The organism is Pseudomonas sp. B22129, assembly GCF_044218875.1.
Classification (GTDB): Bacteria; Pseudomonadota; Gammaproteobacteria; order Pseudomonadales; family Pseudomonadaceae; genus Aquipseudomonas.
In genome coordinates this window covers 1,900,398-1,911,711 of sequence record NZ_CP162592.1, presented here as the reverse complement: position 1 = coordinate 1,911,711, position 11,314 = coordinate 1,900,398, and the positions used below count along the sequence as shown (strand labels likewise).

General features: G+C 60.3%; 11 protein-coding genes. 4 read left to right on the top strand and 7 right to left on the bottom strand.

The annotated features are described in order from the left end of the window. The first annotated feature begins 30 nt into the window (after window positions 1-30). Both AB4P94_RS08685 and yccS read left to right on the top strand, forming a co-directional pair. On the top strand, window positions 31-1,209 hold the full coding sequence (locus AB4P94_RS08685; protein WP_395610212.1) for an NAD(P)/FAD-dependent oxidoreductase: 1,179 nt from the start codon (window positions 31-33) through the stop codon (window positions 1,207-1,209). Between the two features lie 206 nt (window positions 1,210-1,415). Next, window positions 1,416-3,599, top strand: coding sequence for a YccS family putative transporter (yccS, locus tag AB4P94_RS08680; protein WP_395610211.1), 2,184 nt, complete (start codon window positions 1,416-1,418; stop codon window positions 3,597-3,599). A 95-nt stretch (window positions 3,600-3,694) separates the two neighbouring features. Here the strand turns inward: yccS and AB4P94_RS08675 are convergent, their stop codons facing one another. After that, window positions 3,695-4,432, bottom strand: a complete 738-nt coding sequence (locus AB4P94_RS08675; protein ID WP_395610210.1) for a substrate-binding periplasmic protein — start codon at window positions 4,430-4,432, stop codon at window positions 3,695-3,697. 200 nt (window positions 4,433-4,632) lie between these two features. Between AB4P94_RS08675 and AB4P94_RS08670 the strand changes: the two genes are divergently transcribed. Then, window positions 4,633-5,085 (top strand): GNAT family N-acetyltransferase, encoded by a 453-nt coding sequence (locus AB4P94_RS08670; protein ID WP_395610209.1) that lies wholly within the window; start codon window positions 4,633-4,635, stop codon window positions 5,083-5,085. Between the two features lie 105 nt (window positions 5,086-5,190). Here the strand turns inward: AB4P94_RS08670 and AB4P94_RS08665 are convergent, their stop codons facing one another. The 3 genes from AB4P94_RS08665 to AB4P94_RS08655 are packed head-to-tail and all read right to left on the bottom strand — an operon-like array spanning window position 5,191 to window position 8,155. Continuing rightward, window positions 5,191-5,487, bottom strand: a complete 297-nt coding sequence (locus tag AB4P94_RS08665) for a helix-turn-helix domain-containing protein (protein ID WP_395610208.1) — start codon at window positions 5,485-5,487, stop codon at window positions 5,191-5,193. Window positions 5,488-5,506: 19 nt separating this feature from the next. After that, a complete protein-coding gene (locus AB4P94_RS08660; protein ID WP_395610207.1) occupies window positions 5,507-6,007 on the bottom strand; it encodes a M48 family metallopeptidase in 501 nt (166 codons plus the stop codon). A 42-nt stretch (window positions 6,008-6,049) separates the two neighbouring features. Further along, window positions 6,050-8,155, bottom strand: a complete 2,106-nt coding sequence (locus AB4P94_RS08655) for a putative bifunctional diguanylate cyclase/phosphodiesterase (protein WP_395610206.1) — start codon at window positions 8,153-8,155, stop codon at window positions 6,050-6,052. Between the two features lie 309 nt (window positions 8,156-8,464). Between AB4P94_RS08655 and AB4P94_RS08650 the strand changes: the two genes are divergently transcribed. After that, a complete protein-coding gene (locus AB4P94_RS08650) occupies window positions 8,465-9,130 on the top strand; it encodes a polysaccharide lyase family 7 protein (RefSeq protein WP_395610205.1) in 666 nt (221 codons plus the stop codon). 193 nt (window positions 9,131-9,323) lie between these two features. Here AB4P94_RS08650 and fba read toward each other — a convergent pair whose 3' ends face one another. The 3 genes from fba to AB4P94_RS08635 all read right to left on the bottom strand — a co-directional run bounded on the left by fba (window position 9,324) and on the right by AB4P94_RS08635 (window position 11,306). Next, a complete protein-coding gene (gene fba / locus AB4P94_RS08645; protein ID WP_003177554.1) occupies window positions 9,324-10,388 on the bottom strand; it encodes a class II fructose-bisphosphate aldolase in 1,065 nt (354 codons plus the stop codon). 293 nt (window positions 10,389-10,681) lie between these two features. Beyond that, window positions 10,682-11,017 (bottom strand): MliC family protein, encoded by a 336-nt coding sequence (locus tag AB4P94_RS08640; protein ID WP_395610204.1) that lies wholly within the window; start codon window positions 11,015-11,017, stop codon window positions 10,682-10,684. Window positions 11,018-11,078: 61 nt separating this feature from the next. Next, entirely contained in the window at window positions 11,079-11,306 is a 228-nt protein-coding gene (locus AB4P94_RS08635) for a hypothetical protein (RefSeq protein ID WP_017254732.1), read from the bottom strand. Window positions 11,307-11,314: the final 8 nt, after the last annotated feature.

The window sequence follows — 11,314 nt, the reverse complement described above, 5'->3', positions numbered from 1 at the left end:
TTCATATTAAGTTTTTGTGAGGACTTTGCTGTGCGCTCGACCGAAGTTGTGATCATTGGCGCCGGCGCCGCAGGCTTGATGTGCGCACTGACCGCCGCCGGGCGTGGGCGCAAGGTGATGTTGATCGACCACGCCAACAAGGCCGGCAAGAAGATCCTGATGTCGGGCGGTGGCCGCTGCAATTTCACCAATATGTACACCGAACCCGCCAACTTCCTCTCGCACAACGCGCACTTCTGCAAATCTGCGTTGGCGCGCTACACCCAGTGGGACTTTATCGCGCTGGTGGCCAAGCACGGCGTGCCCTACCACGAGAAGAAGCTCGGCCAGCTGTTCTGCGACAACAAGTCCAGCGACATCCTCGGCATGCTACTCGACGAGTGCATCCAGACCGGCGTAAGCCTTCACCTGGATACTTCAATCGAAGCAATCGCCAAGGTCGACGGTGGCTATCAGCTGCAAACCACCTTGGGTGAGCTTCGCTGCGAATCCCTGGTGATCGCCACCGGCGGCCTGTCGATCCCGACCCTGGGCGCCACGGGTTTTGGTTATCAAGTGGCCAGGCAGTTCGGTCATGAACTGCTGCCGACCCGCGCAGGATTGGTGCCGTTTACCATCACTGACCAGCTCAAGGATATGTGCGGTGAGTTGTCCGGCACCTCCGTGGATAGCCTGGTCAGCTGCAACGACCAGAGCTTTCGCGAGAACATTCTGTTTACTCACCGAGGCCTCAGCGGCCCGGCGATCCTGCAGATTTCCTCGTACTGGGAAACCGGCGACACCGTGGAAATCAACCTGCTGCCCGACCACGACGCCCACACCTGGCTGCAACAGCAGCAGGCCGAGCGCCCGAACAGTGAGCTGAAAACCCTGCTGGGCGAGATCTTCACCAAGAAGATGGCCAACCTGCTGGCCGACACCTGGTTCGCGTCCAAGCCGATGAAGCAGTACACCCACGCTGAAATCGCCGACATCGCGCAGAAACTGGGCAGTTGGCAGTTGGTGCCTGCGGGCACTGAAGGCTATCGCACCGCCGAAGTGACGCTGGGTGGCGTGGATACGCGGGAAGTGTCGTCCAAGACCATGGAATCGCTGAAAAGCCCGGGGTTGTACTTCATCGGCGAAGTGCTGGATGTGACCGGTCACCTAGGCGGGTTCAACTTTCAGTGGGCGTGGGCTTCGGGCTACGCGGCGGCGCAATACGCCTGACAAAAGGCTGTACTCGGTCAAAATGTGGGAGCTGGCTTGCCTGCGATAGCCGTGGTGAATTCACCGCCGCTATCGCAGGCAAGCCAGCTCCCACATTCGTTTTAGGGTGACGCTTAAAAATATCCAATGAGATGTGATCGCCACGCTTGCCGCAGCGTCCTTGATAGCTCAATTTAGCGGCATCGTCCCGGAAGACTCCAGACTTCATGTCATCGACCTCGTTCAAGCAGTCCATGCGGCGCCTGTGGGCGCTGGATAAATTCAGTTACAGCGTACGGGTATTCATCGCCCTCACCGGCAGCATGGCGCTGTGCTGGTATCAGGATGAAATGACGCTGCTGATCCCGTTGTTCCTGGGGATTATCGCCAGCGCCCTGGCCGAAACCGATGACAGCTGGCAAGGCCGTCTCAATGCCTTGGCGGTGACGCTGGTGTGTTTCAGCGTTGCCGCGCTGTCGGTGGAGCTGCTGTTCCCTTACCCGTGGATTTTCGCGATTGCCCTGGCCCTGGCCAGTTTCTGCCTGACCATGCTCGGCGCGCTGGGCGAGCGCTATGGCGCAATTGCGTCAGCGACGCTGATCCTGTCGGTGTACACCATGATCGGCGTGGACCAGCGCGGTGGCGCCGTCACCGATTTCTGGCATGAACCGCTGCTGCTGGTCGCCGGGGCCGCCTGGTACGGCGTGCTGTCGGTGCTGTGGCAGGCGCTGTTTTCCAACCAGCCGGTGCAACAGAGCCTGGCGCGGTTGTTTCGCGAGCTGGGGCGTTACCTCAAGCTCAAATCGTCGCTGTTCGAACCGATCCGTCAGCTGGATGTGGAAGCACGCCGCCTGGAGCTGGCCCAGCAAAATGGCCGCGTCGTCGCAGCGCTCAACGCGGCGAAGGAAATCATCCTGCACCGCGTGGGTAATGGCCGGCCGGGCTCGAAGGTCAGCCGCTACCTGAAGCTGTACTTCCTCGCCCAGGACATCCACGAACGCGCCAGCTCGTCGCACTATCCGTATAACGCCCTGGCCGAAGCCTTCTTCCACAGCGACGTGCTGTTCCGCTGCCAGCGCCTGTTGCGCCAGCAAGGCAAGGCCTGTCAGGCACTGGCCGAGTCGATCCAGCTGCGCCAGCCGTTCATCTATGACGACAGCTTCGCCGAAGCCCTGGGCGACCTGAATGCCTCGCTGGAACACCTGCGCATCCAGAGCAACCCGGCGTGGCGCGGTTTGCTGCGTTCGTTGCGCGCCTTGGCGGCCAACCTGTCCACCCTCGACCGCCTGCTGGGCGACGCGAGCAACCCCGACTCCCTCGCCGATGCCACCGACAGCAGCCTGCTGGACCGCGCACCGCGCAACCTCAGCGAGATGTGGACGCGCCTGCGCACACAACTGACGCCGACCTCCTTGTTGTTCCGCCACGCCCTGCGCCTGCCGCTGGCACTGATGATCGGCTATTGGATGGTGCACCTGATTCACCCGTCCCAAGGCTACTGGATCATCCTCACCACCCTGTTCGTCTGCCAGCCGAACTACGGCGCCACCCGGCGCAAGCTCGGCCAGCGGATCATCGGCACGGCCATCGGCCTGACTATCGCCTGGGCGTTGTTCGACCTGTTCCCCAACCCGCTGGTCCAATCGATGTTCGCCATCGCTGCCGGCCTGGTGTTCTTTATCAACCGCACCACGCGCTACACCCTGGCTACGGCCGCGATCACGTTGATGGTGTTGTTCTGCTTCAACCAGGTGGGCGACGGTTACGGGCTGTTTCTGCCCCGCCTGCTCGATACCTTGCTTGGCAGTTTGATTGCGGGCCTGGCGGTGTTCCTGTTCCTGCCGGACTGGCAAGGTCGCCGGCTGAACAAGGTGCTGGCCAACACGCTGACCTGCAACAGCATCTACCTGCGGCAAATCATGCAGCAATACGCCGCCGGCAAGAGCGACGACCTGGCCTACCGCCTGGCCCGGCGCAACGCGCACAACGCGGATGCGGCGCTGTCGACCACCCTGGCGAACATGCTGATGGAGCCGGGGCATTTCCGTAAGGAAGCCGACGTGGGCTTCCGCTTCCTGGTGCTGTCGCACACCTTGCTCAGTTATTTGTCAGGGCTGGGCGCGCACCGTGAGACGCAGCTGCCGGCCGAAGTGCGTGAGCATTTGATTGATGGCGCCGGTAACTCCCTGGCGGTGAGCATTGATGAAATCGCCACGGGGCTGGCGAACAAGCAGCCGATTGCGATCCAAAGTGATGCCGAGGAAGCCCTGGCGGCGGACCTTGAGCAGATGCCGGATGAGATCGACGAAGGGCAGCGGCTGGTGCAGACGCAGTTGGCGTTGATTTGCCGGCAGTTGGGGCCGTTGCGTACGTTGGCGGCACATTTGATCAAAGATACCAGCGCGGCTTAGGCCGCCATCGCAGGCAAGCCAGCTCCCACACTTTTGATTTGTGAACACTTTCAAGTGTGGGAGCTGGCTTGCCTGCGATAGGGCCCTGAAGCGCCCTACATCCCATGCGCCTTCATCAACCGCGCATAACTGCCATCCGCCTTCATCCTGGCAATCTCCCGATCAAAGCTGGCGACAATCTGCGCATGCTCGGGGTTCTTCAGGCTGACCAAAATATGCAGGCTGTTTTCACTCAACGGCTTATCCAGAAACTCCACCGCATTGCGCACCCGGGGCGACTCGCGCGCCAGGTAATAGCGGGCGACATACTCATCTTCCAGGGTCAGCCGCACACGCTGCGCCGCCAGCATGCGCACGGCCATGGCGAAGTTATGCACCGGCACTTTTTTCAACTGGCTGTCCTGGTCGAAGGGTGCCGAATAGGCATAACCGCGCACCACAGCGATGGACTCGTTGTGCAGCTGTTCCAGGTTCAGATAGTCGATGGTGTCGTCGCGGCGCTTGATAAAGCGCACGCGGTTGAGCAGGTATTCGCCGGAAAACTGGCCCAGTTGAGTACGGGCGTCGTCGTACCAGGCATTGACCAGCACGTCATAGCGCCCATCCCCGACCCCCATCAACGCACGCGCCCAAGGTACTTGCTCAAAATCGCTGGCATAGCCCGCGCGGCTCAGGGCCGTGGTGACGATATCGGTGGCCAAACCGCCATTGACCAAGGTGGAGTCGGTAAAAGGTGGCCAGGCATCCGCGACCAGGCGCAGGCGTTGTGCCAGCGCGGGTTGCGCCAGCAACAACACGGCGATCAAAGCAACGGCACGAGAAAATCGCGGCATGCTCAAGGTCCTTGGCGGGCAGGCGATGGCCTGATAACAGTAGCTCATCAATGAGCCTGTATTGCAGATTACACAAACAAGACAGCGGTGCCCGCACTGAATGATGGCTAATTGACGCCATTCACAAAAATGCTCAATTTAGACAGCGCCGCCTGCCGCGCTTACTATCCGGCACAGACATTGAACAAGAGAAAAACACCATGACGGTCGATTGGGTCTGCAAACATCACGATGACTTGGGCAAAGAGCAGCTCTACGCCATTTTGCGCCTGCGCAACGAGGTCTTCGTCGTCGAGCAAAAATGCGTTTATCAGGACCTCGACGGGCAGGACCTCTCGAGCGACACCCACCACCTGATGGCTTGGCACAATGATGAACTGGTGGCTTACCTGCGTCTGCTGGACCCGGAAACCCAGGGCGGCGACGTGGTGATTGGCCGGGTCATCGTAGCGCCGGTGGCGCGCGGTACCGGGTTGGGGCATCAGATGATGGAAGAGGCGCTCAAGCAGATTGGCGATATCTGGCCCGAGACGCCGATTTTCCTGTCAGCCCAGGCGCATTTGCAGGGGTATTACGGGCGGTATGGATTTGTGGTCGCGGGTGAGGAATACCTGGAGGAAGATATTCCACATATTGGTATGCGGCGGGTTTGAGGGCCTCATCGCAGGCAAGCCAGCTCCCACATGGTGACCGTGTGAACCCGATCCAATGTGGGAGCTGGCTTGCCTGCGATAGCGTCAGCCCGGCCACCCCAAGAATTACGGATACCCCAGCACCTGCTTGATCACCGCCAGATTCGCCTCAATCCAGGCCTTATCGATCGCCCCCCAACTGCGAATCCGATAGCGCCCCGCGTGGTTACGAGCGCCATCTTCCTGCTCGAACTCACACACAATATCCAGATCAGCCAACGCCGCAATCGTGTCCTGCGCCGTGCGTCGTGGCATGCCGGTGACGTCGGTCAACGCCGGAACGCTGCTGGCTTGCTGGCTGTCGATCAAATACGCCACATACAGGCGGCGGTAAAAGCTGCTTTTGGTCTTGCTCACGTCCATGGTGGGTTGCCTGCTGAGGTTAGGGCTTGCCCTGCAAGTCGCGATACGTGAGGTATACCCGCAGGTCGAATTCCACCTGATGGTAGCCCGGCATCATGTATTCGCAGAGTTTGTAGAAGGCCTTGTTGTGGTCCGATTCCTTGAAGTGCGCCAGTTCGTGAACCACGATCATGCGCAGAAACTCCGGCGCCGCCTCCTTGAACAGCGAGGCGATGCGAATCTCTTTCTTGGACTTGAGGTTGCCGCCCTGCACCCGGGAAATCGTGGTGTGCAGGCCAAGGGCGCGGTGGGTGAGGTCCAGGCGGTTATCGAACAGCACTTTGTCGATGGCCGGCGCGTTGCGCAGGTGTTCCTGCTTCAACGCCAGGGCGTAGCTGTATAACGCCTTGTCGCTCTGCACCCCATGGCGCTCGGGGTAACGTTGTTCCAGGTAGGCGGCCAACTGGTCCTTGGCGATCAGTTGACGCACTTGCTCCTGAAGCGCAGCGGGATAAGCCTGGAGGTATTTCAGCGTGGTCATGGGGCCTGCAACAGGGTTCGATTGGCCGCCAGTGTAGCGAATTCAAAGCAGACGGGGGTGCGACCAGGCGAGCATTTCCTCTGCCATCAACGGCTGCGCCGCCCACGCCCCCTGGATAAATGAACAACCATTGGCCTTGAGCCAGCGCGCTTGTTCCTGGGTTTCCACGCCCTCGGCGATCACCAGCACATCAAAATGCCCGCATAACTGAATGATGCTGCACGCCATCGCGGCGTCCCGCGTCGAGCCTGGCAGGCGCGCCACCAATTGCGGGTCCAGCTTGAGCGTGTCGAACTCCAGGTCACGCAAATGGGCCAGGGAACACTGGCCGCAACCGAAGTCGTCCAGAGCAATGCGTACACCGATCTGACGCAGCAGCTTGAGCTGCTTGGCCGACTCTTCAAGGTTACTCATCAGGCAGTCTTCACCGATTTCCACCTCCAATTGCCGCCCGTGCAGCCCATGTCGCTCAAGGACCTGCTGCAGTTGAGTCGCCAGGTTGGGCATATTGAACTGGCTGCTGCTCAGGCTCACGCTCAGCACCAGGTCTTCATCGAAGGTGGCCTGCCAAGCTTGGCGCTGCGCCGCGACCTGCTGGTAGATCCACGTGCTCAACTGGCTGATCAGCCGCGCCTCTTCCAACAGGGGTAAAAACAACCCCGGCGGCACATCGCCGACGCTCGGGTGCTGCCAGCGCAACAAGGCCTCGACTCCGCGCAAGCGCCCGTCTTCAAGGGAAACCTGAGGCTGATAAACCAGCGTGAAATCCTTGTTCTGGATGGCGGTGCGCACGCTGTCTTCAAGCATCAGCCGCGAACGGGCACGGCCGTTCATTTCCTGATCGTAATAGCGATACTGCTGACGCCCCGCGCGCTTGGCTTCGTACATGGCGATGTCCGCGGCGCGCAGCAGGCCATTGAGGTCCGAGCCGCAGTCCGGGAACGTCGCAATGCCAATGCTGACACCGAGCATCACATCCAGGCCGTCGACTTGCTGGCACACCGACACGCGTTCGATCAGTTTTTCCGAAATCTTCGCCGCCTGCTCCGGGAACTCCAGCTCCAGCAACGCGGTGAATTCGTCGCCGCCCATGCGCCCCAGAATGTCGTAGGAGCGCAAACACGCCTGCATTTGCTCCGACACCCAGCGCAGCACCCGGTCACCCGCATCATGGCCCAGCGAGTCGTTAACCCGTTTGAAGCCGTCGAGGTCCAGGTACAGCAGCACCAGCGATTGCTCGTTTCGCTCGCTGCGCAACAAGGTATTTTCCACCGCCTGATGGAAGCCGCGCCGGTTCAGCAGGCCGGTCAACGGATCGGTGACTGCCTGGAATTCCAGCTGCTGGTGCAGATGACGCACCTCGGACATGTCCAGCACCGTCACGACCATGGCCTTCTGCTCGGCGGGCAACGGCGCGCTGGACAAGGCCACCGGCACTTGCTGGCCACGGCCGGTGCGCAAAATGGCGTCGTGCTGGCGCCACGTCTCGCCTTTGCGATAGGCCTCGTACATCGGGAAACTCAGCCACGCCGGCACATGGGGTTTTTGCAGGAAGCTCAAGAAGCTCTCGCCTTGCAATTCGGCCATCGTGGCGTTGAGCAGCCGCGAAATAGCCGGGTTGGCGTACTCGATCACACTGCCCTCACCCACCACCAGGATGCCTTCGGCGGCGTTGTCCAGCACGGAGGCATTGAAGGCCCGCGCAGACTCCAGGTCATGGCTCAGGCGCTGCAGGGCGCGACGATTGCGCTGGTGTTCCAGCAGCGCCTGCACCTTGGGCTTGAGAATGTTGGGGTCAAAGGGTTTGAACAGGTAATCGACGGCGCCACTGGCATAACCTTCCAGCACCGCAGCGGGTGATTGAGCATTGGCCGTGAGGAAAATAATCGGGGTCATACGCGTGCGCTGGCTGCCGCGCATCAGGCGTGCGACTTCAAAGCCGTCCATGCCGGGCATACGCACGTCCAGCAATACCAGGTCAACTTCATGGGCCAGTAGTAATTCCAGGGCTTCCAGCCCGGAAGCGGCGGTGATCACCCGCCAGTCTTCCCGCTGCAGAAGCGCGCGCATGCTGATGAGGTTTTCCGGGTAGTCATCGACCACCAAAAGAACCGAGCTGCCATCGCCGTGGTGTGGAGCGCAATCCATGCTACGTCTCTTCCTTAAGAAACTGCACCGGTCACTTCTGATAAAAAGACCGGACAAACACTGAGGCCTCACTCTAGCCCCGGTTCCAAAAAAGCAGAAGTGACGTGGGTGCCATCATTGCGCCAAAGCCGAGGAAGCCGACTAACGGTCAGGCCCTACAGGCCACGTACCATGGGAAACATGGCTTTTTGGCATTCCTCTGACGCCAATAAATTGCCAGCCATTGTTTAACAACCGGACGAGCACGGCCTATAAAGAACCTGTAGGCCCCCGGGCTAAAGCTTTCACCCTCTGTAAAAGGCCAACGCCATGATCGACCTTTCCACCTGGAACCTGAGCATTCCCGTCGGCTCGCCGCCCGCGACCATCAACACGCCAAAGCTGATGAGCGGCTTCAAGGACCAGTACTTCCAGGCCGAAGGCAGCAACGTGCAATTCTGGACCCCCGTCACCGGCACCCGCACAGAAAACGCCATCTACCCACGCAGCGAGTTGCGTGAAACCTACGCCGACGGGCGCCTGCGCAACTGGGCCTACCCCGACGCCGACAACTTTTTGCGTGCGACCCTTACCGTCAACCAAGTGCCCTCCAGCGGCAAGGTGGTGATCGGGCAGATTCATGCCTACGACAGCCAGAAGCCGCTGATCAAACTCGAATATCAGTTCAAAGAGAAAACCCAGACCGGCAACATCGTCGCTAAAGTGCGCATGCGCCCGGATGACGGCGAAGGCCGTGTGATCACCGTGGCGTCCAATGTGCCGCTGGAAAAAAGCTTTACCTACGTAATCAACCTCAACAAGGCCGGGCTGCTCAGCGTGTATGCCGCCGATGGCGAGTGGAACGAGCGCATTGGCGCGGCGTGGGGCGCCAAGCAGCTGTATTTCAAGGCGGGGGTGTATGTGCAGGACAACAGCGGCAACAGCAAGGAAGGCGCGAGGGTGACGTTTGCCAAGCTCGATATTGATCATGAGTAAGCGGCTCGCCCAAACGACACTGTAACCTGTGGGAGCCGGGCTTGCCCGCGATGGCGGACTGTCAGTCAATACATTCGGTGACTGATACACCGTCATCGCGGGCAGGCCCGGCTCCCACAGAGGTTTGGCGTGTTCGAGGCATCGCCCACAAAAAAGCCCGCATCGCTGCGGGCTTCTTTTTAAACGCTGAGGCTTAGTTCACCTTGGCGTTCAACTCACCTTTCAGGTAACGCTGGTACATCGCTTCCAGCGAGATCGGCTTGATCTTCGAAGCGTTGCCGGCGGTGCCGAAGGCTTCGTAACGGGCGATACATACATCGCGCATCGCCGTTACGGTGGCGCCGAAGAATTTACGTGGGTCGAATTCGCTCGGGTTGGTGGCCATCAGGCGACGCATCGCACCGGTGGATGCCAGGCGCAGGTCAGTGTCGATGTTGACCTTGCGCACGCCGTATTTGATGCCTTCAACGATTTCTTCAACCGGCACGCCGTAGGTTTCTTTGATGTCGCCGCCGTACTGGTTGATGATCGCCAGCCACTCTTGCGGCACCGAGGAAGAACCGTGCATCACCAGGTGGGTGTTGGGGATGCGTTTGTGGATTTCCTTGATACGGTCGATGGCCAGCACGTCGCCGGTAGGTGGCTTGGTGAACTTGTAGGCGCCGTGGCTGGTGCCGATGGCGATGGCCAGGGCATCAACCTGGGTCTTCTTCACGAAGTCAGCGGCTTCTTCCGGGTCGGTCAGCATTTGGCTGTGATCCAGCACGCCTTCAGCGCCGATGCCGTCTTCTTCACCGGCCATGCCGGTTTCCAGGGAACCCAGGCAGCCCAGCTCGCCTTCCACCGATACGCCACAGGCGTGAGCCATGGCCACGGTTTGTTGGGTCACGCGTACGTTGTACTCGTAATCGGTCGGGGTCTTGCCGTCTTCGCCGAGGGAGCCGTCCATCATCACCGAGCTGAAGCCCAGCTGGATGGAACGCTGGCACACGTCAGGGCTGGTGCCGTGGTCCTGGTGCATGCACACCGGGATGTGCGGGAATTCTTCGATGGCCGCGAGGATCAGGTGACGCAGGAACGGGGCACCGGCGTATTTGCGGGCACCGGCCGAAGCCTGGACGATCACTGGGGAGTCGGTCTTGTCAGCGGCTTCCATGATGGCGCGCATCTGCTCAAGGTTGTTGACGTTAAAGGCTGGGACGCCGTAGCCGAACTCGGCTGCGTGGTCCAGCATTTGACGCATGCTGATAAGTGCCATTGTGTTGTCTCTCCCGGTCGAGGGTCGTTAATCGTGCAAGCCTGCCGTAGCGGCGGCTGCTATTCAAGTTATTGCAGATCAAGGGGTTAAGGCTTGGCCTGCTGAATCGTTATTGCTGATTCAGATCCCTGTTTGGAACCGAATCATGTGGAAGCTGGCTTACTGTGGCGAGGGAGCTTGCTCCCGCTGGAGTGCGAAGCGCTCCCAAGATTTTAGGGCCGCTGCGCAGCCCAGCGGGAGCAAGCTCCCTCGCCACACAAGCTCGTTCCCACACTTGACCTTCATTGGGCTCACTATTGAGCCTTGCAGCCACGCCCGATCAAATCATCAGTGGCGACCCAGTAAACCAGGCCTTCCTCACCTTTTGTGTGAAACGCCAACTGGCCGTCGCTGTACAGCACGCCCGAGGCGGCAACCTCCTGTTTAAGGCGGTAAACCTGGTCGGAACCGCCGAGGCGTACATCCACCTCATTGCGGGCCGCATTGGCAAAGCGCCAGTTGACCTCGGCCTTGCTGTCGCAGGTCCAGGTGGTCCATTTGTCGGCGGACGGCTCTGCCTTGTTGAACATGTTCATGCTGCTGCAACCGGCCAATAGAGCCAGAGCTGCCAGGGCGAAAACGCCTTTCATTGCCAATCCTCGAACGACGACCCAAGGGCCGCCACTGCTGTCGGTTAGTTGATCAGACCCGTCAGGGGCAACCCTGTTCCTGACCGTTGGGCGCGGCGTCGTATTTCTCCAGGCGCTCGTTGCCGATACGCTTGTTGATCACCGGCATGGTCTCGGCTTGCCAGTCAGCCTGGTAGCAGCCTTTTTTCTGCGCAGGCCCAGGCTTTTCAGCCTCAGGCACAGCGCTTGGCGTGCTGCCGCAGCCGGCCAACAGGCCCGCTGCGATCACCAGTGCCAACGACTTGATCATGGGAATGC

What these genes read in the sequence shown, in the direction of transcription:
- yccS (WP_395610211.1), top strand. Translation starts at nt 1,416, where the DNA reads ATGTCATCGACCTCGTTCAAGCAGTCCATGCGGCGCCTGTGGGCGCTG.
- AB4P94_RS08665 (WP_395610208.1), bottom strand. Translation starts at nt 5,487, where the DNA reads ATGGACGTGAGCAAGACCAAAAGCAGCTTTTACCGCCGCCTGTATGTG.
- AB4P94_RS08640 (WP_395610204.1), bottom strand. Translation starts at nt 11,017, where the DNA reads ATGAAAGGCGTTTTCGCCCTGGCAGCTCTGGCTCTATTGGCCGGTTGC.
- AB4P94_RS08670 (WP_395610209.1), top strand. Translation starts at nt 4,633, where the DNA reads ATGACGGTCGATTGGGTCTGCAAACATCACGATGACTTGGGCAAAGAG.
- AB4P94_RS08635 (WP_017254732.1), bottom strand. Translation starts at nt 11,306, where the DNA reads ATGATCAAGTCGTTGGCACTGGTGATCGCAGCGGGCCTGTTGGCCGGC.
- AB4P94_RS08675 (WP_395610210.1), bottom strand. Translation starts at nt 4,432, where the DNA reads ATGCCGCGATTTTCTCGTGCCGTTGCTTTGATCGCCGTGTTGTTGCTG.
- fba (WP_003177554.1), bottom strand. Translation starts at nt 10,388, where the DNA reads ATGGCACTTATCAGCATGCGTCAAATGCTGGACCACGCAGCCGAGTTC.
- AB4P94_RS08650 (WP_395610205.1), top strand. Translation starts at nt 8,465, where the DNA reads ATGATCGACCTTTCCACCTGGAACCTGAGCATTCCCGTCGGCTCGCCG.
- AB4P94_RS08660 (WP_395610207.1), bottom strand. Translation starts at nt 6,007, where the DNA reads ATGACCACGCTGAAATACCTCCAGGCTTATCCCGCTGCGCTTCAGGAG.
- AB4P94_RS08655 (WP_395610206.1), bottom strand. Translation starts at nt 8,155, where the DNA reads ATGGATTGCGCTCCACACCACGGCGATGGCAGCTCGGTTCTTTTGGTG.